Genomic DNA, 25,943 nt, shown 5'->3' with positions numbered 1-25,943 from the left:
AATATTTTTCAACTCAAAACAAGTTCGTCTATAATAAAATATACTCAGGTCATTTGTAAGCATCTCAATGTTTTCTTTCAACAGAAATACAATTGAGTGCACGACAAATGATTTTTTAGTTGTCTGGATTAATTTTATTATATAAATTACACTTAAAATAGTTATTTATTCCAAAATCACAACTTATTTAATTTTTCGTTTGTTTCTTATAAAAATAACGATTTTTTTTACTTTTATGGTTGTTTTCATCAGTAACTACTAGGATAATGTAGATGTGAAACGGTTCCAAAATTTTAGTTAAGGAGAGATGTTTTAATGAAAATTGAAGAAGGTTACATGCCATATTTAGACAAATATCAAACATATTACCGCATTATCGGAGAAAAAAATAAAAATAAGGCGCCTCTTGTCTTGCTGCACGGTGGTCCTGGGTCCACTCATAATTATTTTGAAATGCTTGATGATTTAGCGAGTGATGGGCGTCAGCTTATTATGTATGATCAACTCGGTTGCGGCTTATCATCTATGCCAGATGATCCAACAATTTGGAACTCAACTATTTGGATTAAAGAACTGATTGCTTTAAGAAAATATTTAAACTTAGCTGACATTCATTTACTTGGACAATCTTGGGGTGGAATGATGGCTATCGAATACTTATGTGACTATCAACCCGAAGGAATCAAAAGTGCCATACTTTCAAGTACGCTCCCTTCTTCTAAACTTTGGGGGGAGGAACAGCACCGTTTAATTAAATATTTATCTCAAGAAGATCAAGCGGCCATCCAAGAAGCTGAGGAAAAATGGCAGTTTGATAGTGAAGCATATCTTAAAGCGAACGATCATTTTATGGTTCGGCATGCAGCTGATAATCCTTCTCCTGAATTGCCAGAGCCTCTAAGACGTAAGAAAAATCCCGGGACTCAAAGTTATCTCTATGCTTGGGGGCCAAATGAATATACTCCAAGCGGTACCTTGAAAGATTTTTATTACGTTGATAAGCTGCATACTATTCACGTACCAACACTTATTACTAGCGGATCAGATGATTTATGTACGCCTTACATTGCTAAATTAATATATGACCACATTCCAAATGCACAATGGGAACTGTTTCAACATAGTCGCCACATGCCATTTGTTGACCAAAATCAAGAATACTTGACCATTTTATCTGACTGGTTAAATAAGCATGACTAATATTAGAAAGAGGTATGATAATGACTGAAACTGTTACAACACCAACTGGAAAAAAACCAATATCATTTTATTTTTGTTCTATTTCATTCACTTTTGAAAGAATGGCCTACTATGCAGTCAAATGGCTACTTTATTATTTTTTAACTGTCCAAGTTATCAAAGGAGGTTTAGGTATTGATAAGGGTCAAGCTGCTATTCTACAAGGTAATTTAGTGGCATATACCTATCTAGCTCCCGTATTTGGTGGACTTATTGCTGATAAATTCATTGGTGCACGTTATTTAATTCCATTAGGTTCTTTTATTATGGGAATTGGTTATTATATAGGCTCTATTGCGACAAGTATTTGGATGATTTATTTAATGATTTTTTTAGTCTCTATTGGAACTGGCTTATTTAAAGGAAACCTATCTGCAATTACTGGGCAATTATTTAATGATAAAAAAGAATTAGATACGGCTTTCTCTGTACAGTATTCTTTTATTAATATTGGTTCACTACTTGGGACAACCATTATTCCTATTATTGTTTATAACCTTTTTAAATCTGATGGTATTTTTGGCTTTTCAGAAGGCTTTTTATTCGCAGCTATTTTATGTTTTATTTGCGGTATTTGGTTTATGATTGGTTGGAAGTTTCTAGGAGATGCAGGTAAACGTCCTTTTAAAGAGGGCGTTGTTAAAGAAGAAAAAAAGAAAGTCAAGAAGCCATTAACAACAATTGAGAAAAAAAGAGTTGGCGCTATTTTTTTAATTTCAATTTTTTCTGTTATTTTTTGGCTATTTTGGTATATGTCGTACCTATCAGTTTATAATTACATGGATAATTTTATCAACAAACAAATTGGTTCTATTACTTTTCCTACCGCATGGTTTGATTCACTAAATGGCTTATGGTGCATTGTCTTGGGTCCTATTTTGGGAATGCTATGGCTTAAATTAGCCAATCGTGCTCAAGGGGATATGAACATCTTCAAAAAACTTGGTATTAGCTTGCTATTTCTCGGCAGCTCATACCTTATGTTAATCGGAGCAGAAATAGAGCGGGGCATTGGTGCACCTGACACATCAAAAGCAAGTCTAATTTGGATTGTCCTCTTTTCAATCTTATTATCCATGGGAGAAATGTTCTTTTCTCCTCTCGGTAACTCGTTTATTACAAAATACTCACCAAAAAGGATTTTATCTATCATGATGGGAGTCTGGACAATTGCAACATTCATTGCAGGTAAGGGATATGGTTACGTATATGCTTTTGTTTTAAAATTCAATATGATGCAAGTTTACACTACTATTCCTATTATTTTAATTATCGCGGCTTGCATGCTCTTCCTATTTAATAAGAAATTAATTATGTTAGTGGATGACAAAAAGTCAATTGAAGAATAATCATCACCTAATTTATCACTGTGTTGATTCAATGATACTTTAATAGACGTTACTAATTTTTGTCAAATACTTCAATAAAAAATAAAAATATTTTTCAGTTAAAAATTCTGTACACAATGGACCACTAACAAAATTTATAAAAGAAGGATTGAGAAGATGTTTAATTTCTCAATCCTTTTTTATTTAGAAGTATCCTTTAAAATAAATATTTCTCTTAATATTTACATCAAAGGTCTGAACAAAAACTCTAACGAATTACTAAAAAGATAGATTATCCAAAAAAAACGTATCGAGGAAATCATTACATTACAAAGACACCTCTAGAATTATTTTTTAGCTTTGTAAACAAAGGTATTGTATCGAATTTAATTTAACAAATAGATAATAAACACAAAAGAACAGACAGCGAATCCAAATATATTCGCTGTCCTTATCTTATTAATTTTTTTGACCGTAATAAGCTGCCTTACCATGTTTTCTAAAATAGTGCTTATCCAGTAAGTACTTTGGTATTGTATCTACATGCGTGTTTATCATTTCAGTCTCTCTTGCCATTTTACATACTTCATCCAGTATCAAACTATTTTCAACTGCTTTTTTAGGGTTATCCCCCCATGTAAATGGGCCATGTCCGTTGACCAATACAGCAGGAACTGCCATTGGAGAAATGTTTCTTTTAGTAAATGTCTCAACAATTACTTTACCAGTATTTCTCTCATATGCTGAGTTAATTTCATTTTCAGTTAGTTGTCGAGTACAAGGAACCGTTCCATAAAACGTATCAGCATGTGTTGTCCCATAAGCTGGCAAGTTTCTTCCTGTTTGTGCCCACATAACAGCATTAGTCGAATGGGTATGAACAATTGAATTAATTTCTGACATTTCTTTATATAATATAATATGCGTGGCTAAATCTGAAGATGGATTAAGACCCTCTTCCTCAAGACAATTTCCTTCTAAATCGGTAACTACCATTTGATCTGGCTCCATCACAGCGTAGTCAACACCGCTAGGTTTAATGACTACAACTCCAAGTTCACGATTTATTTCGCTTACATTCCCCCATGTAAGTTTTACTAATTCAAGTTGCGGGAGAAGTAAATTGGCATCGTACACACGTTTCTTCATTTCATTAATTTTTTTATTTCGCTCAATTAACATCATAACCCGCCTCTCTTAGTATTGGATATAAATAATTTTTAGCACTTTCGATTTCTTTTTGATAGTCTTCGCTTGATTCACTCCACATTTCTATTAAAAATGTCCCATCATAATTTAAACGTTTCAGACATTTTAATAAACCTGAAAAATCAACACAACCTTTACCAAATTCGACATCTCTAAATTGACCTTTGCTAGTTTCAGTTACCGAATATGTATCTTTCAAATGAATAGATGTTATATACTCAATACCTTGTTCCAATTCACTTGCTGGTGAATTCTCTGGCCATGCTGAGAGATTTCCTAAATCGGGATAAACTTGCAAATAGGGTGATTTAATTTGACTCTTTATTTCTAAAAATTTTGAAATAGAACTCATAAATGGATCATCCATTATTTCAATAGATAATATGACACCATACTGTGATGCTAAAGCGATACCTTTTCTCAAGCCGTCTATAAATAATTCTCTGGATAATACTGATTTTTTTTCATAATAAACATCATATCCTGCGATTTGAATCACTTTTATACTTAGTTTATGAGCTAAAATAATCGCCTTCTTTAAAATCTCATCCGCATAATCACGCTTACTTTTATCACTTGATCCAAAAGGGAAGCGACGATGTCCACTTAAACAAATTGAATTAATTCTAACTTTTGAAGCAAACATCTCCTTCCTTATCTTATCAATTTGCTCTTCTGTCCAATTCAATCTTTCTAAGCGTTCATCTGTTTCATCAATTGACATTTCAATGAAATCAAAGCCTAAATTTCTAGTAATATCAAATCGTTCTCTCCACGATATTCCTTTTGGTAGAGCTTTTTCATAAATACCTACCTGAGCCATTTTTACATTTACCCCCAGATTCTTTTAATTTCGTCTTTAAATTCAATAGCTGCTTTTTTCGGATCTTGAGCAGCTGTGATTCCACGTCCCGTAATGAAATTAAAAACATCCAATCCTTGGAATAATTTTAAAGTATCAACATTTAACCCGCCTGTCACAGATACTTTAAAACCCATATCAATTAATTTAGAAACTTTTTCAAGATCTTTTTCACCCCAAGTTTCACCTGACAATAATGCATCTCTACTTTGATGGTAAATAGCTTGATTAATTCCAATATCTAGCCATTGTCTAGCTTGATCAAATGTCCAATCCCCATATAATTCAACCTGAAGCTCTTTTACTTCTTTTTGTGCTGATTTCATTGTTGGAATTGTTGCACAACAAATGACAGTCATAAAATCTGCGCCAGCATCTGCTACATTTTTTGCAACTGTACTACCCGCATCAGCACACTTTGTGTCTGCAACAATGATTTTGTCGGGAAACATACTCCTCATACAACTGATAGCTTTTTGACCTTCTTGTAAACATAAGATTGTTCCTACTTCTATAATATCTACATCATTTCCTACTGCTAATATATCCGATAATGCATCTTCTAAACAATTATGGTCTAACGCAATTTGTAACATTGGTCGATTCAACTGCTGCACCCCCTTTATTTTCTATTTTTATATAAATCTGTTTCACTAAATTTTTCACCAATCTCTTTTGCTGACATAACATTTTTTATTCCTACTACTGTTACACCTTTTTTCACTGCTTGATCAAACATACTTAAAAAGTTAACTGGTGTAAAAACAACATCATACTGTGTTGCAGAGCTTTTACCTTCTGAAATTGAGCAGTGATGAATTTTTGTGATTTTTATTCCTAAATCCTTCATTGCTTTCTCTGCACTTCTCATCATCATTAAACTAGTACCTGATCCATTTGCACATGATATTAATATTCTCATTATAAAAACCTCCACTTATTATTTTTTAAATTTTGATTCATATTCTTCATAATCGTCAACAACCATAAAGTAACCTTCAGGATTACTACGATATTGTAATTGTGGGATTAACAATAATCCAATTACCACAACAGCAACACCAACATAACCTAAAACTTTCATAATTACTGTAAATAATGGCCAAGCTGTTGCCCAATCAAACATTCCTATATATCCCCCATACGCTGATAGTCCAATCCATGTTGCAAAGACTGCTGACATACCAACTTGAATAATCCCTGAAATGAATGGGAAAACACATGCTGCTTTAAAACCACCTCTATTATTTGCAAAGACTGCTATTACTGCATTATCAAAGAAAAGTGGGATAAAACCTGCAATAACTATTGTTGGTGATTTAAATAATATTAATAGTATTATCATTAGAAACTGACCTAATGCACCAAACAAAAAGCCTATAGTAACAGCGTTTGGTGAGCCAAAACCAAAAGTAGCTGCTACATCAATACCAGGAACAGCTCCTGGTAAAATTGTATTAGAAATACCTTGGAATGACTGTGTCAACTCATCTACGAATGTTCGAACACCCAATTGTAAAATTGCTAAATATACCGCAAAATTTAAAGATGTTGTTAAAATATAAAATAAGAAACTTTGACCTTCAACCATAAACTCTGCTTTAATTAAATAATCTTGACCTAAAACTAATAAGATAATTCCAAAGAAAAATAACATTAAAATAGATGTAGCTACCATGTTTTCATTAAAAATTGATAAAAATCCTGGAAGTTCGATATCTTCTAATTTTTTATCAGCATTTTTTGATTTATTTCGCTTCATATCCCTTTTTTTCATGAATTCTGCCAGTTTAGCAAATATAAATATACCAAACATCTGTTGATGAGCTACAGCAAATCCAGCACCTTCTGTAAGTTCTTGCGTGATACCTACAGTTAAATTAGAAGCAACAGCCCAATAACAACCCAGAATTAACCCCATAAAAATCAACACCTGAATTCTACCTAAATCCGGAAAGCAAAAGAGTAAGATCCAAAAGGCAGTTGCCGCTTGTTGAATTTGAACATTACCAGTCGTAAATACTGCACGCAATTTAGTATATTTCTGGAAACGGACAAGAAGGATATTCATAATAAATGCAATTAATAAAAGAATCATAACATCCCCGAACGTCCGACCAAATGTCTTCATTAAACCTGCGTCTACGGCATTTTGTCCAAAATACGGATCAGTAACCATAGCATCAAGATTAAATCTTTCCTTTAACCCTACTAAAATTGGTCGGAAATTATTAACTAAACCTGCAGAACCAACTGTCAAAATAAAGTATCCGACAGTTGCTTTTAAAAAACCTGCAATGCATTCATACCATGGTCTACGTAATAATATATAGCCTAGTAATACGATAAAACCTATCAAGTATGCAGGTTGCGTTAATATATTCGTTGCAAAGTATGTCCAGATCTCAAGTAATATATCACCCATATCCATTTCCTCCTAAATATTATACTTATTCATTATTATCTGATAATCTTCAACATTTTTAGTTGCTACTAAGTCATCAACGAGACCATCAATCATTAAAAGTTCTGATAAATTTTGAATGTTTTTCATATGTTCATCAGGGTTTTTGGCTGCTAAAGTAAAAAATAAACTAGCCTCCTTTATTTCATCATCCAAAGTATTTTCGAAAATAACAGGCGTTTTAAATTTTGTGAAAGATATTGCCGTTCCAAAAACGCCCGCACTTTGTTCTGAAGAGTGTGGCATTGCTACTTGTGGGATAATAACTATATATGGTCCATGTTCTTGAACACAATCTATAATTTCATCAACGTATGTTTGATTAATGGTACCTTGATCTAACAAATCAGAACAACTTACTTGAATAGCATCTTTCCAATCAGAAACATCTTTGTCCACATAATTTACTAAATTATTATCATAGAAATATTTAAGCATTTAAGTTCAACCTCCTCAAAGTCTATAAGAATGAAGTAAATGGTGTATCATTATCAGTAACAAAAGCATCGTCAAAACCTCGATAAAAATTAAACTCTAAATCATCTTTATTTGTTGGGTAAGTAAATTTACCGCCAACTTGCCAAATATAAGGTTTAAAATCATATTTTAATCGATCTTTTTTAAACTTCCATATTTCTGTGATCTCTTTAGGATCAGCCATAAAATTTGACCATATATCGTAATGAACCGGTATAACTACCTTAGCATTTAATGATTCTGCCATACGTAACATATCGACTGACGTTACTTTATCTGTTATACCTCTCGGATTTTCTCCGTATGCTCCTAAGCAAACATCGATTTTATATTCATTTCCATGTTTAGCAAACATATTTGAATAATGTGAATCACCTGCATGATAGATATTTCCTCCAGATGTTTCAAATAGATAATTGACAGCGATTTCATTCATATCCTGAGGCATTTCTCCTTTTAAAACTTTTTCAGGATCATTACAAGTCACTAGTGCAGTTCTATCAAAAGCTTCCAGGGCAACAATATTGATATCCTTAATCTTAATTTCGTCTCCAGGTTTAACAATGATAGTTTTTTCTTGCGGAATTCCCCAAGATAACCATGTTTCCACAACTTCTTTTGGTCCAATAAATTTGGCTTCTGGACAATTTTGGTACACTGCAGCTGCTGTATTAATATCTAAATGATCAGAGTGAATATGAGTCACCACTAAAGCGCTAACATTTTTTATTTCAAACGGATCAATTACAAAGGGTTGCGTCCTTAAATTGGGTTGCATCTTTTGTACTCCGCTCATACGCATCATTTGATGTCCTTTTTTCATCAATCCATTACCATGTGATCTTTTTCCCGTTCCACACCATAGGTCACACAAAATGTTAGTTCCTTCAAAAGATTTTAACCATATCCCTGTACAACCTAGCCACCACATAGATACTGTGCCTTTTTCTACTTGTGTATCCTCAATTTCTTCATTTAAATAAGTACCCCATTCAGGAAATGTTGATAAAATCCATTTTTCTTTTGAAACATCGTTTACATTCATTGACATTTTTCATTCCACCTTCATTGATTTTTTTATCTCTTAAATAAATCATAAATCATATTAGTCAAATTAAACACCACTTTTTATGATCGTTTGAGTTTTATATGATTTTTATATGGAATTTTATGGTTTTTTATTTATAATAAACCATATAAAGTCTAAGAAACTGGAGTTGATACTTTGAAAAAATCTAGACACGTTGTAGATAATAGACACAAAAAAATAATTAATATCCTACAAGAACATGAACGATTGAATACTGAAGAACTAGCTGAAATGCTGAATGTATCTTTAAGCACAATCCGGAGAGACTTAAATATTTTAGAAGAAAGAAATGAAATTATACGTAAACATGGTTACTCTATCTACAATAGTACAAATACAAATTATGACGAATCTGGCCCTGAATTATTAAAAAAGAATATTGGTCGGTTTGTCAGTACCTATATTAAAGACTATAATACCGTATTTATAAATTCTAGTTCTACAGCTTTAAATTCTGTGGATTTCTTTACAGCAAGACATTTAACTATTGTTACAAATAATCTTAAAATAGGTACTCATATTTCTAATAATGAATATAATTATATTTTAACGGGAGGCGAGTTGAGGTTTCCGAAAGAAGTATTGGTAGGTGATATCGCTGTAACCACTATCTCCTCAATGAATGCTGACGTCTGCATTATTGGATGTAGTGGAATCAGTATTGAAAATGGAGTCACTACAGAAGTCTTCCATGAAGCAAAGATTAATGAGTTAATGATAAATCGCACCACTAAAACTAAAATTTTAGTGGCCGACTATCGAAAAATGGAACAAACTTCAAAATTTAAGATTTCAGAAATAGCCGTCTTTGATTATTTAATAACAGATAAATTTTGTCCAAAAACATTTATTGAAGAAGTTAGAAGTTTAGGTGTAACTGTTCTCCAAGTCGATTAACCTACACTACTTTGACAGCAATCAAATACATCTTTCAAAAAAAATAGACCATCACATAAACTACTTGTCTATAACAACACCCTCTCTTCATGTGTATATCACAATAATTCGTCTTCTTTTACTGATAGATTATGTAATGTCTTTAATCCAGCAACTAGTTGATTAAAGACATTATCAGTAAATAAACAACTATATCTGAATTCATTTGACATTGATTTTTACAAAAAAGGGCGATAAAATAATCATATAACATAAATTTTTAGGTATATCTTACTCTCTAAGAAGTATATCTAAAAATAATTGGAATCGCTTTCTTTATAATATAATCTAAGGAGGTTATTGGTATGCCGATATCCAATCAGTCACAATTTTTTATTGATGTCTTAAAAGACGGAGTCGTCCCAGCAACCGGCTGTACTGAACCTGTTGCTGTCGCTTTTGCTGCTGCAACGTGTTTAGACTATTTAGATACAACAGCCATCAAAAAAATTGAAGTAGAGGTTTCACCGAATATTATGAAAAACGCGATGGCTGTCATCGTTCCTGGAACAGGGGAACCAGGCCTGAAAATTGCGGCCGCGGCTGGTGCAATTTCTGGTGTTGCTTCATCAGGATTAGGTGTTATTACAGACTTACCTGAATCCGATGTCGAAAGCATTAAAGAATTAGCTAATTCTGATATCATCTCAACTAAAATTGCCGATGTTGAAGATAATCTCTTCGTCCATGTAACAATTTCTGACGAAATAGACACAGTTTCTGTTTGGATTGCCGGTTCTCATACTAATATTTTTTTAATCGAAAAAAATGATGTGCCTTTATTTGAAGGCTCACGACCTGATGCTCACACCACCTCCCCCTTAAAAGAGCAATTACAAAAATGTTCTCTAGAGGAAATATGGCATTTTGCGACAACTGAGCCCCTATCAAATATTTCTTTTGTTCTTCAAGCTGCGAATTTTAACATGGCTTTGGCTGAAGATGGTTTAGTCAATGATTACGGTTTAGCTCTTGGAAAATCCATGCATAAAGCATCAAGTATTAATTTTGGAACGCCTGCAAACACAGATTTATCTGCCAAAATAATTACCTATACTGCCGCCGCGTCAGATGCACGAATGGGTGGGGCACAATTGCCGGCTATGTCAAATTCAGGATCAGGCAATCAGGGCATTACGGCAACTGTCCCTGTTTGCATCACAGCTGATTTCTGTAGTGCATCAGAAGAACAGCTTATTCGAGCACTCTGTCTATCACATTTAACAGCTCTTTATATTCATTCATTTCTTCCTGTACTGTCTGCTTATTGTGCAACCAATTCTGCAGCAATGGGATCAGCTGCAGGTATTTGCTATTTGATGAACGGTGATTATGCTACTACCGCACGTGCTGTCAACAATATGATTGGCGATGCACCAGGAGTTATCTGCGATGGTGCCGGTTGTTCATGTGCCATGAAAGTAGCATCTGCTGTATCTTCTTTATACCGTGCGGCAAATTTAGCCTTGCGATCGATTGAAATCCCTTCAAGCAATGGAATTGTTTCTGCTTCTGTTGATGACAGTATCCGTAATCTCGGTCATCTCGTCACACATGGCTTAAAAGAAACCGACCGAACAATTTTAAACGTAATGTTAGCAAAATAACCCATCAAGAGTTGCCTCGTCGCAGCTCTTTTTTTGTCTAAATTTTTTAAAATGATTGCCAAGCATTTGTTTAGAGTGTTAAAATCTTAAAGGATGTTTTGTTAATTTGCATTAACAATAACTGCTGACAGGAATGAACAGATTCAAGTCAGTTATCCTATTTTTAGTTAAAACGATTGGAGACTTTTTAGCTGTATGAAAAATCAACACACCCTGAAAATTTTAATGCTATGTGCCATGGCTGTCTGTGTCAATGTCATCTTAGGATCTTTTATTACCTTTACTCACATTCCTTTTCTATACTTAGATGCACTAGGCACTATCTTTATTGCCGTTAATTTTCAAATGAAATATGGTATCTTAACCGGACTTTGTACAAACTTGCTTTTAGCTGTTATTCACGGACCCTTAGCAATCCCTTTTTCTTTAGTTAGTATCACAACGGCAATTGTTGCTCATCTTTGTGCGAAAAAAGGCTTTGGTTACAAAAAAGCCATACTCACCGGTATTTTACTTGCTCTAATAGGTGCTGTCGTCAGTGCCCCTATACGACTTGTTTTATATGGTGGATTTGGCGGATATACCCGCTCAGTGACAGATTTAGTTGTCTTTTCAATACAAGCGTCAGGCTTTAAGACTCTAGTAGCCGCTTATTGCGGTGCAGCTATTGACAGTCTGCTCGATAAAATAATTTCTTGTCTGCTGATTTCTTGGTTAATTCATCTACCCCGTTTCAGCAATTTATTTCAAAAAAATGAGGCTGCGTAATGAATGCTCAAGAACGACTACTCGCTATTTTTTTAGACTTAATCCAAGGCAAAGTCCTACGTAAACAAACTTTAATCGATACTTATCAAGTTAGTGCCAATACTATTCAGCGTGATTTAGCAACAATTGATTTATTTTTAGGTGAACTAGCTGATGCTAAAGATTCGACTCTTTCTTTAGGTACCATTAATCGTAAAACAAAAGGACATTACCATCTAGATACTTCAATCAAGCACACCACGCTGACAGATGAAGAATTGCTACTTATTTTGAAAATACTTTTTGCCAGTCGAATTTTTAAAAAAGAAGAACTTAATTGTTTAACACAGAAATTATATTTATTACTTCATTCTCCTAATAAAGTCCGCCCTTTTTTGCTAAACGAGCAGCATTACTATCATGGTGTTTCCAATATAGACTTACTTCAACCGATTTCAATTATCTTGGAAGCAATTACCACACAAAGATTAGTTGAATTTCAATATACAAAAAATAACGTCACCAAAACTTTTCAACGTGTCCCTGAAGACATATTTTTTTCAGATTTATATTTTTTCATGATTTGTTCTTCTCATCGTGCTCAAGATGATCGCGACTTTAATCAACTCAATAAGTTTCGTATTAATAATATGGTGAATTTACGCTTGTTGCCTCAGCGAGGAAAGAAACAATATGCAGAACGGTTCGAAGGTGGTATTTTGAGAAAGCAGACAGCTTTGCCTTTTTTAGGTAATCCAATTACCCTGATTATCGACTTTTTTTATGATCCTGTTTATGTTCTAGATCGATTTCCAGATTCTAAAATAGTTAAATATCATACTGACGGCAGCTGTCGTATTGAAATCCAAGCAAATGACGGATACGGTGTCAAAATGTGGTTGTTAGGGCAAGGCAGTATGGTTAAAGTCATCTCCCCTAATCATATGAAAGATTATATTTTAGCAGATATGAAAAAAACTTTTGATCATTATAAATAATTTTGCGTAAACAGTCATATAATGAATAAATAATTGTTTAAAATAATTTTATGTTATACATTTGGAGGTATCTTAGCAATTGGTAGACCCACAGATGCCAACGACGACATGTTAATATAAAAAAATACTCCTGCTACCAAAATCAGCAAAGGAGTATTTTTTAGTTTTCTCTCGTAAATTTAGCATAGCTTTCTACACGGGCTTGAAATAAATCGCCTTTATCACCAAATACTAACGCTTCATTGGCAAATTTAATTTGACTAGCAATAACTTTATGTTTATTGAAACCACTCTCACTGTGACTCGTCCCACGGTTATATCATTGTTAATCGACGTCTTATATTCATCATAACTCTTAATATCACGCAAATCGACAAGTGGTTTATTCTACTTATAGTCTGTCTTTTCTGCTTTTTTCATCAGAGTGAGCACCAATTTGTTTGTATCTATTTTACCGCTCGTAATTTGTTCGGCCTCTTCCACATTAACGGTTGTTCCTAAAAATCCTGTGTTTTTAACATCATAATACTTAATAGTAAATGTAGCCGTAGCCATTTCTAAATTCACTTCAATTAAAATAGGCAAATCATTCATGGAACACTCTTTATTGACCTCATACCTGTTGGAAGTCTCTTCAGGTTTACTCCCACACCCTGTTATCAAGATACTTCAATTTTATTAAAACAAATATCCATAAAATGATGGGTACGGCATTAAAATGTGGCTAGTCAGTCAAGGAACAATGTCAAAGTTATTTCGCCAAAACATGTTCAAGACTATGTCATTCAAACAATGACTGACACACTTAAGTACTATCGCCCATAATTTTTTTAATTAGTATTAATAGCTTTATTAATATCCTTAATACTTTTTGTTTCAGTGTAAAAAAAGGTGTTTTATGAACAAGTATGCACTACTCTTTTAAGGCAATAATTTCATTGGTAATTGCTGTCTCCTTAATATCATATTCTTATATAGTAGATTTAATAAAGGCAATAAACTTTGGGAGCATTCAGAACAACATAACTCTAAAACTAAATTTCCGCCGTTAACGGTGTTAGAAACATTCAAAACAGCATAGCTCTAAAACTGCTATTGTACATGAAATACAAATAGCCAGGTTTTGGAAGCATTCAAAACAGCATAGCTCTAAAACCAATGTGGGCATGTTCGCTCATCATTCTGCGTTTTGGAAGCATTCAAAACAGCATAGCTCTAAAACTCTTCTTCTTTGTAAATCTGTTCCGCTGCAGTTTTGGAAGCATTCAAAACAGCATAGCTCTAAAACGTCGGGTTTGTCATTTCCATAATAATCAAAGTTTTGGAAGCATTCAAAACAGCATAGCTCTAAAACAATCACTTCAAAAGTATATCAAAGAAAATGGTTTTGGAAGCATTCAAAACAGCATAGCTCTAAAACACTGATATAGCAGGAATAATAAAAGAGAGTGTTTTGGAAGCATTCAAAACAGCATAGCTCTAAAACTAATGTTGATGCTTGGTATCATTCCAATCCGTTTTGGAAGCATTCAAAACAGCATAGCTCTAAAACAAGGACTTAAGACTGGTATAATCACCAAATGTTTTGGAAGCATTCAAAACAGCATAGCTCTAAAACTGTGTACCGGTGACAATAATTACTTTAGGAGTTTTGGAAGCATTCAAAACAGCATAGCTCTAAAACAATGACTTATGTAATTCTCTTGCACTAACCGTTTTGGAAGCATTCAAAACAGCATAGCTCTAAAACAAAACCAAAGTACAAGTCAAAATGTTTAAAGTTTTGGAAGCATTCAAAACAGCATAGCTCTAAAACCTCGTAGAAATTCGAAATCCCGTAATCGCGCTATTCATCCATAGCAAGAATCTTGTCATGAATGCTTCTTTTTTACTATTTAAATCTATTCACTTTTCAAAGAACTGTCTCATATAGAATAACATATTTTAATTAATTATAAAAAAATCTTCATCAATTATATATTGTTTAACTCCTGGTACTTTATAATGTTCTAGAAATAAGACATCACAATTTGATAATGAAATATAATTATTTATTTCTTGTAATTCATCAGAACTAAAATATCCACACACATTAACAAAGATTAATAGGCTTTTTTTTGATAGATATTTAAATATTTGGACTATTTCCATTATTTTTTCAAATAATGAGTGATTTTCTGTCTCGACTTTGATACCCAAAGCTTTAAACAACTCTAAAATTGTTATTTCATCAAATTCTAAATCCAACTCATGATTTAACAATTCCAATCCTATTAAATTTGTAATTTGATTAGCTAATAATTCTATTTTAGTTTTTAATTCAGGATTCATATTAAATTGTTCTTCTAAATCGCCATAGATCATTTTTATCACCGAATTAGAATTGATATCAAACCCTAAAATATCTGTTACTAGTAATAGTTTGTTGGCATTTATTGTCTTATAATCTGTATTAAATAATCTTATGTCAGAATCATCACCGTACTGATAGAATTGCTGGATAATATGTGCGAACAATTTTTGATTCTCAATGACTAAATATGTCGCATTTTCAATACACAACGGTTGATCTAATACCGGAAAATTAATCATCATCATAATTATCTCCTAAAAAAATAACTCGACTATCTTGATTAGCAATGCATTCATCTCTTTCACCACTAAGATAGATCATTCTCGAAAATTGTTTTTCTGTCACTGTCAGAATGGTGATAAATCCTTTTTTAGGGTTTTCTTTTTTTAATCTTGCAATCATTGCCTTACTAGCCGTATTATTCAATAAAATTTTACTATAAACAGAGAATTGATGCATAATAAACCCTTCGCTTAGTATGAACTTTCTAAAGCGACGATAACTTTTTCTATCTTCAGCAGTCTCTGTTGGCATATCAAACATAACTAACATTCTCATATATCTATAACTCATATCCTAAATTCAGGAACCCTTTCTCTTTCGCAGTTTAGTGTTTTAATCACTTTTTTTGTATAATCACTGACTATATTTACCAAATACATTTCTTTGCCATCATATAAATATACTTCTGAAAAAATACTAAATAGGTCACGCTTCATATCCTTAAAAGAAGCATTTCGACTATCATAAATAATTTGATCAATTAAAATGCGAAAAGGTTCCATAAAGTCACTTGCTAAATTGAAATCATTAAATTGATTTGTATGTTTTAAACCAAGCTGGGTTAAGCAGCCATTTTTAACAATTTCTCTAGCGAACAAGCTCATTAGTAATGTGTAGCCATAATTTAATCCTGCATTGATATCGTTATTGATATCACGCGAAAAATTATTACCGAACAAAGTATTGAAATAGATTCTAGCTGCATGTCCCTCACGATTACTCGGATCAAATAATTTTAGTTCATCATGTAAATAAAGAATTGCATCTGCTTTATCAAAAAAATCATTTAGTTTTAAAAATTTACTTTGATTCATTATTTTTTGAGAGATAATATCTGTCCACACGATTGATTTATCTCTTTCAGACCAATTGATTTGTCTAGAAAGTTGGAGGCTGCTATCATGACGACCATAGAACGGTTGCATTTTCCCAATGGGTAGTCGCTTATCATCACAAAAAATAATTAAGATATTTTCATCGAGCAAGCGTTTTAATAGCATTGTTGTTATCACAATATCTGTTGTCTCTAATATTAAACTATCAATTTCAGATAGATGAATTCTCTCTATACCATCTACTGATTTAAAGATTAAATGATTATTTTTATATGATAGTTTTGAGTGAGTATTTATGATTATTGTTCGCCATCCCAACTAAATCACCTACACTTTCCAACGAGATTCATATAATCCAGTTATAGATTGGTTAATAAGTATTCCTTCTGTAACAACTTTAAAATCATTATTTCCTTTATATCTTCTTCGTGAGATAGTAGCATCAAAAAATTTAAAATCAATTGGCGCTCCCATTTGATTAAATTTCATTAAATCAACAAAAGCTTCTGCCAATTCAATAATTTCATTGTCCTTATTTTTTTGAAATGTTTCCTTTATTTTCTTCAGATTTGCGGGTGCATCAGTATATTTCAGAGCAAATTCTTCAATGTACATCATCAATTCCTCATAGTATGCTTTATGTTTTTCTATGAAATTAAAACTTTCTTTTTCCTTATCTAATGCTCGTTTGGAATGATAAATTAACGCAACTAAATGCCCAGGCAAGACCATTTGATTGCCTTTTTGTAACTCATCAGCACCTGACAATATTCTTTTACGACCGTCTTCGTCACTGAATAAGGAGTATTTAGGTAATTGAAAACGAATCACTGGATTAAGAAAACCACATGTTGCTAAATACTTTAATTTATTCTCTTCAAACTCTTTTTGGCGCATTAAAGGAATACTCTTAATCTCTGTGATTTTCATTTTTTTCTTACCTTTTTCATGTGTAATTAAAAGATAATATGCATTAGTTGGAGAAATTTTTCCACCATACTTCACGGGAGACAAATCTTTTTTTACAGCAATTAATTTCTCTGAATCTCCTTTTGGCAGTATTTTTTCTTTTGTTAGCTGACCGCGTTCATTCTCAACTTTTTTTACAATGTTCATTTGTTTATAAGAAAGAACTTTTTTTACCTGAATAAGATCTTTTTCTGACCACAGTATCTCACCATTTTCATCACACACAGGTTCATCTGCTTTGAAAAACTTCATTATATTTGTATACAAATTAACCTTTTGGGTTGCTTTAAATCTATCAATTAATCTTTTCTTCGGAAATAATCCATAAACAAGCTCTGCTTTTAACTGAGGGTAGACCTTTATCAGTGATTGTCCCACTACAGCATTTAAATACGCATCATGCGCGTGATGATAATCATTAATTTCTCTAACCTTATATAGATCAAACATTTGCCTAAATTGACTTGTTAGTGATGATTTCAATGTAATTATCAAGACATTTCTAATTGGCTGACCTTCAGCATCTTTTTCATGATTAAATTTACTGTCTAATATTTGAGATACGTGTTTTGTAATTTGCCGAGTCTCTACTAGTTGACGCTTTATAAAAATTTCTTTGTCCTTAGAAGTTAACCCACCATTTTCAGCTTTTGTTAAACTAGCATATTTTTTACTTGAAATTAATTTGGCATCCTGCAGTTTTTTCCAAAAATATTTTTGCTTTTTAACTATATTAATACTTGGAACATCATCTACTTTGTTGCCGCGATTAACAGATAAATTAACTAGTACCTTATTGTCAATCGAGTCATCTTTTATGAAACTTTGTGGGATAATATGATCAATATCATAATTCGATAAGTTATTAATATCTAAAGGTTCACCAGTATACATGTCCTTTCCTGCTTGAAGATAATAGAGATATAACCGATCACTTTGTAACGATCGATTGTCTATTGGATGCCTTTTCAATATATCACTCTGAAAATCAGTTAAACACTTCTCAACAAATTTTAGTCGAGTAGATGTGCGTTTTGTTCCCTGATTTTTACGAGCCATTTCTACCACAATATTTTGGGGCTGATACCCCATAATTTCTACAATTTCATCAACTATTCTCAAACTTTGTAAAATACCTTTTTTTATAGCAGGACTACCTGTTAAATTATTGACCGTTTCTAAACAATCGTCTGTTATCTCTTGAGATTGTTCTTTCAGTATATATTCTCTAAACGATAATTTTGAATCATTAATTAATTGCATAAAATTACGATTAGTGTTCCAGTTTGGTGCATCATCTTCTTTTAAGTATTCAAGAATGGTTTTTCCTGATTCCTTATCGCGTATACCATTCAGCAACTTTTCAGACAAACGCCCCCAGCCATTATAATGACGTCGTTCCATTTTTTTTAGAGTATTTGGAGAAAATTTATTGTTGTATTTTTTCAACTGTTCTCTAATCATTTGGCGATCTTCAAAAATTGTTAATATTTTTATGACATCTTCTATCATTTCTAGATTAGTGTCATCTTCTAAAAAATCATTTGGAACTCCTAACTTAAGAAGATCATGATATGTACTGTATGTTGCATTAAAAGCTGTATCTATTCCTTCTATTACAACATCATCTAACTGATACTGGTTTTTAAAATAATTCACTAAATGATTTCTTGTGACTCGACGTGTTTTTTTAAATAAATCATTAAATATTTCTGCTTTTTCGGAACTAGACAAATTAAATCGTATGTTTTGCTCATTTTGGTAAGATACCTTTGTTAATTCATTAAATATCGTATATTGTTGGTAAACCAGACTATTTTTAGGCATGACTTTTTCTAAAGGTAAATAACTATCATGATTAATCATTCTTTCAATAAATCGCGTCGCTGATTGATTTTTATCAACTAGTTCAGTAAAATTCCAAGGAGTTATCTTCTCATTACTTCTACGACTTACCCACGAAAAGCTACTCATTTTATCATTTAGCGCTAATGGACCAACATAATAAGGAATACGAAATGTTAATATAGCAGTAATTTTTTGATGATTTTCTTTTAAAAAAGGATAATATTGTGACTGATTTTCTAAAATAAGGTTTAATTCATGTAATTGGATTTGATGCGGAATGATACCGTTCTCAAAAGTACGTTGTTTTAGTAAAAAAATCTCCTGTTCAATTTTATTTAAGAAGTCTTTAGCCTCCATATCATCTTGTTTATTAAATATTTTTTTTAAATATTTATAGAAACCTTCTCTTGTTGTATCACCATCAATATATCCAGCATAACCATCTTTACCTTTATCTTTAAAAATTTCACCATACTTCTGAGGTACATTCTTTTTAATGTATTTCTTTAATGCTTTTAAATCTGCTTGATGCGATTCATAACGTTCAACCATACTAGTTGATAATTTGGCTTTTGACACAGTATTCGTAGAATCTAATATACTAGATAATTCGATTGCATCGTATACATTTTTAGCTAGAACAAATAAATCACTCGAAGTGTCCCCTACTACTGCAAATAATTCTTCTAATTTTTCTTCATAGTCTTCTTTTGAAAATTGAATTTTCACATCCTCAGATAATTTGAAGATGTTCTTAAAATTACCTAGATTACCTACAATTAATTTTAAAAACTGTGCTAATGTACCACTCTTTTTTTCTGAATCAAATAGAGATAACATTTCATCAAATTTTTGACTTCTCGATACTTTGATTTTAGCAATATTTTCGATTTGCTCAGATAGCTTATTTACTGTTTCATCAGATAAATACATATTAAAAAATTGGGAGTAAGATAAAATAAATTCGCTAAAAGCCGCTTTAATTGATGTATTATCAGAATTTAGTCTCCCCTCAATCAGAAAATGACCTCGGTATTTTATAATATGTGCACAAGCCAAATAAACAAGTCTTATATCCATTTTATCGGTTGAATCAATTAGTTTTTTTCGTAAATGATAAATGGTTGGGTACGCCAAATGATAATCTTTTTCTTCTTGTAGTGAATCAAATATAGGGTACTTTCCGTGCTTCTTATCTTCCTCAATTAAAAAGCTATCATCTAACCTATGAAAAAAGCTATTACTAGTCTTTATGACTTCCTCATTAAATATTTCTTGCAGATAAAGTATCCTTTGACGACGTCGTGTGTATCTTCTTCTAGTCGTCCGACACAGTCTTTTTTGTGCGGCAGTTTTTCCCTCATCAAATAACCGGACACCCCAAAAATTTTTCTTAATTTTAGTTAGATCAAGATTTCCATAAATCGGCATTTTTTTCTTAATCAAATCATGATTTTCAGTAACAACCGCCCATCCTACAGAATTCGTACCGATATCTAAACCAATCGTATAAGCTTTTCCCACTAAAATCTCCTCCAATAAATAGACGTATAAAAAATGATTGCATATTTTAAAATTTTTGTTACAATTAAGCTGTTGGTAGCATTCAAAACAACATAGCAAGTTAAAATAAGGCTAGTCCGTAATCAACTTTTTAAGTGGCACTGTTTCGGTGCTTTTTTTATTGGTTAAATTATATCATATAATCACCTATATATCGTTATTTAATTTTATATTATTATAAAATAGGACACCTGATAAAGTGCATGATACACTTTATCAGGTGTCCTATTTGTTTATTTTTTTATACGACTTGTCGGATCTAAACGTCGTTCGATAATTCCCAATACCCAATCAGTAATAATAGCCATCAAAGCTGTTGGCAGGGCACCAACTAAAATAATGGCTGTCCCGTTTGTTGCATTGGTTCCACGAATAATAATATCTCCTAGACCACCTGCACCCACAAATGATCCAATAGCCGTAATTCCAATAGCAATTACCAACGCATTTCGGATGCCAGCCATAATGACGGATACAGATAATGGCATCTCAATCATGTAAAGTCGCTGCCATTTATTCATTCCCATTCCTTTACCTGCATCTAAGACACTACTATCGACTTGAATCATGCCTGTGTATGTATTCTTGATAATTGGTAAGATGGAATAAAGCGACACAGTAACAATAACTGTATTGACACCTAACCCCAGTCCTAGCATTAAAATTGATAACATGGCTAAAGATGGTACTGTTTGAATCAGGTTAGCAATACTCACCACCCAACCTGCCAGCTGACGTCTTCGCGAAATTAAAACGCCAAATGGAATACCAATGAGTGCTGCAAACAAGACACCATAAATAGAAATTAAAAAATGCTGAATAAACTGAGAAAAAACATAGTTACCGTTCTCTTGAAGATAATAGAAAAATTGTTGGAAAATATTCATATTCTGCAGATTATCCATTATTTTTCACTTCCTTTTGCTTCAAAATAATTATGCTCTTCTAGAAATTTTTTTGCGACAGTTGCGGGCTCCTGTAAATTATTATCTGCCTCATAATTCATTTTCTGCATCTGTTGGGTAGAAATTGTTCCGACTAACCGATCTAAAACAGGTTTAATCTCTGGACGTTCTTTAAGCAGCTTATCTGTTGCAACTAAAGACGCATCATACGGAGGGAAAAAGTGCAAGTCATCTTCTAACATCACGAGTCCATAACTATTAATGCGTCCATCCGTTGAATATCCTAAGACAACATCCATTTTTCCTGCTTCGACAGCATCATATACTAAACCAATTTGCATAGGATAAATATGATCAAAACCAAAACCATAAGCTTTTGAAAAATCTTCGTAGCCATCACCTTTGCGATTCATCCAGTAAGTATCGACACCAACCCGAATAGTTTGACTGATTTTTTTCAAATCACTAACTTTTTTTAAATTATATTTTTTTGCTGTTTCTTTTGTCACCATAAACGTATATGTATTAGCGTAGCCGTATGAATCAAACCATTGCTGATGATATCTCTTTTCAAATTCATGTTTTACGGTTTTTAATGCTGATTTGGCGTCCTTTGTCGGTTCCATATTTAAGGTTGCCGTTAAATCTGTTCCCGTATAACGAGTTGATGATATTTGAGCATCACCATTTAACATCGCTTGATGGCTGATTGTCGGTGTGGCCAAATTATTGATAATGGTGACTTGGTCTTTTGTGTAATGTTGAATCATATCTGACACTATGTTAGCTAAAATCTGATCCTCTGATGTAATACCGCCAGCTATCGTAATGACTGATTTATCTTTGTTTGATACCAGACCCGGCAAAGCACAGCTAGATAAAAACAAGGTACTTATTAAAATGGTCATTACTAATTTAACTTTTGTCTTGATCATTACTTAACCTCCTGATTAGAGGTTTTAGGCGTTAATTTTTTCTCTAATGCACTTAACGACAAATCGGCCACAATAGCTAAGACAGTCACTGGAATTGTCCCAGCAAAAATCAAAGCTGGCTGATAATTGTTTAAGCCACTGAAGATAAAATCCCCTAAACCGCCACCGCCAACATAAGCCGCTAAAGTAGCCCAAGCAATAACATAAACTGTTGCTAACCGAATCCCTGCCATAATTGTCGGCATGGCAATCGGCAGCTCTACTTGGATAATTGACTGTATCGCTGTCATTCCCATACCTTTGGCTACATCCGTATAATCTGGACTAACCTCTTTAATGCCAATATAGGTATTCCTTAAAATCGGCAACAGCGAATATAGGAATAACGCCATAATTGCCGGCGTCTTACCGACACCAAACAAAGGAATCATTAGTGCGAGTAAAGCCAATGAGGGGACTGTCTGCAAAGCACTTGTTATACCAATAATGACGGTTGCGAGTTTTTTTGTACGCGTTAAAAAAATTCCTAGTGGCACTGCAATAATCAAGCCTAATACTAATGAACTCACAGAAAGCAATAAATGTTCACCAATTTTTATCAGTAACTCGTGACCATTATTTGCAAGAAACTCTTTCATTTTTACATCTCCTATTTATTTTCATCATCGCTATCACTTGTTAATTCGCCTAACAATCCTTCTTCGCCCCAAATCACATCATAAACAATATCAACTAAATGAGCGCGCGTTAATAAGCCGACAACTCGATGGGCGTCATCGACAACAGGAACGTGTTTTAAACCAAGTTTTAAGGTTTCTTGTAAGGTATCCTTTAATAAATCTGTTTCCTTCACCGAAAATACATCTGAATTGTAAATATCCTCAACAATTTTGGCATTGCCATGATGATGATGGATGTCTTCTACATCTAAAAATCCTTTTAGAACCCTAGTCTCTTTTTCAACAACTAATAATGTTTGGACATGTTTTTGACGCATTAGTTTAATCGCTTCGGACAACGGTCTATCTGGTGTTATTAAAATAGTCGTTTTTATCATTACCTCTCCAACTGTAGCAATATCAGATTTAGCCTGTTCCAAACGATCTCCGCCAATCAGATTTTCTACAAATTCGTTAGCAGGTTCGCGTAAAATGTTCTCTGGTGTATCAAACTGCATTAATTTTCCACCACTCATAATAGCAATCCGACTGGATAATTTAATAGCTTCATCCATGTCATGAGTCACAAAAATAATAGTTTTACCTAAATTTTCTTGTAGACTTTTTACTAGATCCTGTAAAGATTCACGTGTAATCGGATCTAATGCACCAAAGGGTTCATCCATTAAAATAATGTCTTGATCAGCAGCCAATGCTCTAACTACGCCAATACGTTGTTGTTGACCCCCAGATAGTTCACTAGGATATCGGTCTAACACTTCTCGTGGCAACTGAACTAGATCAATCATTTTTTCAGCAATTTTATTGCGTTCTTTCATATTTACTTTCAATAATTTAGGCACTAATACAATATTTTGACGAATAGTCATATGAGGCATTAGACCGATACTTTGAATAACATAACCGATTTTACGTCGTAGTTCTATTGGATTTATTTCTTGAATATTTTGATTATCAATTAAAATTTTCCCCTTTGATGGGTCCGTCATACGATTAATCATTCGCATAAGTGTTGTTTTACCACTACCGCTAGTTCCAATAAAACAAATGAATTCACCCCGATTAAAAGACAAATTAACATCATCGACAGCAACCTTTTTACCTTTGTATATTTTTGATACGTGTTGAAATTCAATCACTTTTTTTCCTCCAAATTTTCACCTTTGTATCCATTTGCTTTCATTTACAATATCTTAGAGGCTAAGTTATAGTTGAAAACAGGTGTTAAAGTAAACCTCTTATTAACATATAAACAAAAAAAGACAACAGATGCAACATCTATCGTCTTTTTTTAGACTTTAACTACCATTTATGATTTTAATTCAGTTATTTATTTGTGTTTTGGAAAATGCGCAAGAGTTTCATAACCATTTAATTCTTCTTCAATGCGAATAAATTGATTGTATTTTTCAACACGTTCACTTCTTGCCATAGATCCTGTTTTAATTTGTCCGGCATTCATTGCTACTGCAAAATCTGCGATAAACGTATCACCAGTTTCACCAGAACGGTGAGAAATCATCGTATTATAGCCGTTAAGGCGAGCCAATTTAATTGTTTCGATTGATTCAGAAACTGTGCCGATTTGATTTAATTTAATCAAGATAGCATTAGCTACACCCTTTTTAATTCCTTCTTTAAAGATAGCTGGATTTGTAACAAAAATATCATCACCGACCAACTGAATTTCTTGACCCATTTCGTCTGTTTGACGCTTGAATCCATCCCAGTCATGTTCGCTAAAGCCATCTTCAATCGAAATAACTTCTGGATATTTCTTTACTAAGTCTTTATAGTAACCTAATAATTCAGCAGATGTTAGCTCTTTACCTTCGAAAGTGTATTGTTTTGTTTGGTCATCGTAAAATTCACTTGACGCTGGGTCTAACGCGATAGCTATTTCTTCACCGGGTTTGTATCCAGCTTTCTTAATTGCCTCAATCAATACCTCAATAGCTGCTTCTGTACTACCTAATTTAGGTGCAAAGCCACCTTCATCACCAACAGCTGTTTCAAGTCCTCTATCTGCTAGAATACCTTTTAAAGTGTGATAAATATTAGCAACCTTTTCAACACCGTCTTTAAACGTAATTCTCTTAACTGGTGTAATCAAGAATTCTTGGACATCAATACCTGAATCAGCATGAACACCACCATTAATTACATTAAAGAATGGTTGAGGCAACTCTAAATCCACACCGCCTAGATAACGATATAAAGGAACTCGTTGACTTTGTGCTGCAGCACGAGCAACTGCCATAGACACACCTAAAATAGCATTAGCTCCTAACCGCCCTTTATTATCAGTACCGTCCAACTTAATCATAATCTGATCGACTTCACTTTGATTAAAGGGTGATACACCGACTAGAGCATCCTTTATTTCAGTATTCACATTTTTAACAGCCTTTAAAACTCCTTTACCTTGTAAGCGATCGCCGCCATCTCTAAGCTCAACAGCTTCACGGTCACCTGTTGAAGCACCTGAGGGAACTTCTGCTCTGCCGAAAGAACCATCTGACAGAGTCACATCAGCTTCAACTGTTGGATTGCCTCTTGAATCGAATATTTCTCTAGCTTTGACATTTTCAATAACTATCATGTTATTTCCTCCT

General features: G+C 33.1%; 23 protein-coding genes and 1 CRISPR repeat array. Of the genes, 6 read left to right on the top strand and 17 right to left on the bottom strand.

Annotation, left to right across the window (positions count from 1 at the left end; all coding sequences use genetic code 11):
- The first annotated feature begins 315 nt into the window (after positions 1–315).
- Positions 316–1,200 (top strand): proline iminopeptidase, encoded by an 885-nt coding sequence (pepI, locus tag CBF37_RS03590; protein WP_125983351.1) that lies wholly within the window; start codon positions 316–318, stop codon positions 1,198–1,200.
- A gap of 20 nt (positions 1,201–1,220) precedes the next feature.
- Positions 1,221–2,588 carry a peptide MFS transporter gene (locus CBF37_RS03585; RefSeq protein WP_125983350.1) on the top strand — a complete coding sequence of 456 codons (1,368 nt, stop codon included), beginning with the start codon at positions 1,221–1,223 and terminating at the stop codon, positions 2,586–2,588.
- A 438-nt stretch (positions 2,589–3,026) separates the two neighbouring features.
- On the opposite strand, the gene CBF37_RS03580 is transcribed toward CBF37_RS03585, so the two are convergent.
- The 7 genes from CBF37_RS03580 to ulaG are packed head-to-tail and all read right to left on the bottom strand — an operon-like array spanning position 3,027 to position 8,630.
- On the bottom strand, positions 3,027–3,752 hold the full coding sequence (locus CBF37_RS03580) for an L-ribulose-5-phosphate 4-epimerase (RefSeq protein WP_420824158.1): 726 nt from the start codon (positions 3,750–3,752) through the stop codon (positions 3,027–3,029).
- On the bottom strand, positions 3,739–4,599 hold the full coding sequence (locus CBF37_RS03575) for an L-ribulose-5-phosphate 3-epimerase (protein ID WP_125983349.1): 861 nt from the start codon (positions 4,597–4,599) through the stop codon (positions 3,739–3,741). Before CBF37_RS03575 ends, CBF37_RS03580 begins: the two co-directional genes overlap by 14 nt.
- Before the next feature lie 8 nt (positions 4,600–4,607).
- Positions 4,608–5,246 carry a 3-keto-L-gulonate-6-phosphate decarboxylase UlaD gene (locus tag CBF37_RS03570; RefSeq protein ID WP_125983348.1) on the bottom strand — a complete coding sequence of 213 codons (639 nt, stop codon included), beginning with the start codon at positions 5,244–5,246 and terminating at the stop codon, positions 4,608–4,610.
- A gap of 14 nt (positions 5,247–5,260) precedes the next feature.
- Positions 5,261–5,560, bottom strand: a complete 300-nt coding sequence (locus CBF37_RS03565; RefSeq protein ID WP_125983347.1) for a PTS sugar transporter subunit IIB — start codon at positions 5,558–5,560, stop codon at positions 5,261–5,263.
- Between the two features lie 18 nt (positions 5,561–5,578).
- Entirely contained in the window at positions 5,579–7,063 is a 1,485-nt protein-coding gene (locus tag CBF37_RS03560; RefSeq protein WP_125983346.1) for a PTS ascorbate transporter subunit IIC, read from the bottom strand.
- A gap of 12 nt (positions 7,064–7,075) precedes the next feature.
- A complete protein-coding gene (locus CBF37_RS03555; protein WP_125983345.1) occupies positions 7,076–7,540 on the bottom strand; it encodes a PTS sugar transporter subunit IIA in 465 nt (154 codons plus the stop codon).
- Positions 7,541–7,562: 22 nt separating this feature from the next.
- The gene (ulaG, locus tag CBF37_RS03550; RefSeq protein ID WP_125983344.1) at positions 7,563–8,630 is read right to left on the bottom strand and encodes an L-ascorbate 6-phosphate lactonase; all 1,068 of its coding nucleotides are present in this window, start codon (positions 8,628–8,630) and stop codon (positions 7,563–7,565) included.
- Positions 8,631–8,804: 174 nt separating this feature from the next.
- Between ulaG and CBF37_RS03545 the strand changes: the two genes are divergently transcribed.
- The 4 genes from CBF37_RS03545 to CBF37_RS03530 all read left to right on the top strand — a co-directional run bounded on the left by CBF37_RS03545 (position 8,805) and on the right by CBF37_RS03530 (position 12,957).
- Entirely contained in the window at positions 8,805–9,566 is a 762-nt protein-coding gene (locus CBF37_RS03545; protein WP_240626655.1) for a DeoR/GlpR family DNA-binding transcription regulator, read from the top strand.
- Between the two features lie 344 nt (positions 9,567–9,910).
- Positions 9,911–11,212 (top strand): L-cysteine desulfidase family protein, encoded by a 1,302-nt coding sequence (locus tag CBF37_RS03540; protein WP_125983343.1) that lies wholly within the window; start codon positions 9,911–9,913, stop codon positions 11,210–11,212.
- Positions 11,213–11,449: 237 nt separating this feature from the next.
- Complete coding sequence (locus tag CBF37_RS03535) at positions 11,450–11,980, top strand: hypothetical protein (RefSeq protein WP_240626654.1); 531 nt, start codon at positions 11,450–11,452, stop codon at positions 11,978–11,980.
- On the top strand, positions 11,980–12,957 hold the full coding sequence (locus tag CBF37_RS03530; protein ID WP_125983341.1) for a helix-turn-helix transcriptional regulator: 978 nt from the start codon (positions 11,980–11,982) through the stop codon (positions 12,955–12,957). Before CBF37_RS03535 ends, CBF37_RS03530 begins: the two co-directional genes overlap by 1 nt.
- Before the next feature lie 387 nt (positions 12,958–13,344).
- Here the strand turns inward: CBF37_RS03530 and CBF37_RS03525 are convergent, their stop codons facing one another.
- The 10 genes from CBF37_RS03525 to eno all read right to left on the bottom strand — a co-directional run bounded on the left by CBF37_RS03525 (position 13,345) and on the right by eno (position 25,930).
- Positions 13,345–13,551, bottom strand: a complete 207-nt coding sequence (locus tag CBF37_RS03525; RefSeq protein ID WP_125983340.1) for a hypothetical protein — start codon at positions 13,549–13,551, stop codon at positions 13,345–13,347.
- Between the two features lie 460 nt (positions 13,552–14,011).
- Positions 14,012–14,773: direct repeats of the CRISPR family, unit length 36 nt; unit sequence GTTTTGGAAGCATTCAAAACAGCATAGCTCTAAAAC.
- Positions 14,774–14,901: 128 nt separating this feature from the next.
- Positions 14,902–15,552 (bottom strand): type II-A CRISPR-associated protein Csn2, encoded by a 651-nt coding sequence (gene csn2, locus CBF37_RS03520; RefSeq protein ID WP_125983339.1) that lies wholly within the window; start codon positions 15,550–15,552, stop codon positions 14,902–14,904.
- Entirely contained in the window at positions 15,542–15,883 is a 342-nt protein-coding gene (gene cas2, locus CBF37_RS03515; protein ID WP_125983338.1) for a CRISPR-associated endonuclease Cas2, read from the bottom strand. The genes csn2 and cas2 overlap by 11 nt, the downstream gene beginning before the upstream one ends.
- Entirely contained in the window at positions 15,880–16,746 is an 867-nt protein-coding gene (gene cas1, locus CBF37_RS03510) for a type II CRISPR-associated endonuclease Cas1 (protein WP_125983337.1), read from the bottom strand. Before cas1 ends, cas2 begins: the two co-directional genes overlap by 4 nt.
- A 9-nt stretch (positions 16,747–16,755) precedes the next feature.
- The gene (gene cas9, locus CBF37_RS03505; RefSeq protein ID WP_125983336.1) at positions 16,756–20,769 is read right to left on the bottom strand and encodes a type II CRISPR RNA-guided endonuclease Cas9; all 4,014 of its coding nucleotides are present in this window, start codon (positions 20,767–20,769) and stop codon (positions 16,756–16,758) included.
- Positions 20,770–21,041: 272 nt separating this feature from the next.
- Positions 21,042–21,713, bottom strand: a complete 672-nt coding sequence (locus tag CBF37_RS03500; protein WP_276309128.1) for an ABC transporter permease — start codon at positions 21,711–21,713, stop codon at positions 21,042–21,044.
- A complete protein-coding gene (locus CBF37_RS03495) occupies positions 21,713–22,645 on the bottom strand; it encodes an osmoprotectant ABC transporter substrate-binding protein (protein ID WP_276309132.1) in 933 nt (310 codons plus the stop codon). Before CBF37_RS03495 ends, CBF37_RS03500 begins: the two co-directional genes overlap by 1 nt.
- Before the next feature lie 2 nt (positions 22,646–22,647).
- The gene (locus CBF37_RS03490) at positions 22,648–23,286 is read right to left on the bottom strand and encodes an ABC transporter permease (RefSeq protein ID WP_125983334.1); all 639 of its coding nucleotides are present in this window, start codon (positions 23,284–23,286) and stop codon (positions 22,648–22,650) included.
- 11 nt (positions 23,287–23,297) lie between these two features.
- A complete protein-coding gene (locus CBF37_RS03485) occupies positions 23,298–24,467 on the bottom strand; it encodes a betaine/proline/choline family ABC transporter ATP-binding protein (RefSeq protein ID WP_125983333.1) in 1,170 nt (389 codons plus the stop codon).
- A 191-nt stretch (positions 24,468–24,658) separates the two neighbouring features.
- Positions 24,659–25,930 carry a phosphopyruvate hydratase gene (gene eno / locus CBF37_RS03480; RefSeq protein ID WP_125983332.1) on the bottom strand — a complete coding sequence of 424 codons (1,272 nt, stop codon included), beginning with the start codon at positions 25,928–25,930 and terminating at the stop codon, positions 24,659–24,661.
- Positions 25,931–25,943 lie beyond the last annotated feature (13 nt).

Origin of the sequence: Vagococcus vulneris (assembly GCF_003950515.1) — a bacterium.
In the GTDB taxonomy this organism is placed as follows: domain Bacteria; phylum Bacillota; class Bacilli; order Lactobacillales; family Vagococcaceae; genus Vagococcus; species Vagococcus vulneris.
The sequence above is the reverse complement of the archived record's forward strand: the minus strand, read 5'-3'. Positions and strand labels throughout refer to the sequence as shown.